Below are 427 nucleotides of genomic sequence, written 5' to 3' on the forward strand. Positions count from 1 at the left end.
TCCAGTCTGGAGGTATCGTAGCACATCCCGCAAGCCGGGATCAGCAGCTGTCTCCCACGCTGTGGCATTGAGCACCACCCAGGGAGAGATGGGGCGCTTGCCGGCGACGGCCCACAGCATGAAGGGAACAATGACGCAGTAAGTGGCCGTAAGGAAGGCGTTCTTGCCCGGCGTGGTGTCGGCGAGCCCCACCGTCTGCACCCAGAACGCGACCAAGGTCACGACGGCCAGCACGAGCCCCGCCTTAAGGCACGGCCCGTTCAGCGCGCCCTTAAGCGACCGATGGAACACAGCGGCCATGAGCAGTCCCGTCAGGAAGAAGCGCACGCCGATGAGCTGGGCCGGGGGCAGCACGTCGTCGGCGTCCTTCATCACCACGAAGGCGAACCCCCAAATAATTGTGGCCGCCAGCAGCATGAGCTTGTAC

At 64.2% G+C, this 427-nt stretch carries 1 protein-coding gene; it reads right to left on the reverse strand.

Annotated elements, in window-relative coordinates; all coding sequences use genetic code 11:
* Window positions 1–427 (reverse strand): DMT family transporter (locus NE591_RS12600; RefSeq protein ID WP_256156785.1); only part of this gene is annotated, 427 nt, incomplete at both ends.

Origin of the sequence: Adlercreutzia sp. DFI.6.23, from assembly GCF_024462535.1 — a bacterium.
GTDB lineage: Bacteria > Actinomycetota > Coriobacteriia > Coriobacteriales > Eggerthellaceae > Adlercreutzia > Adlercreutzia rubneri.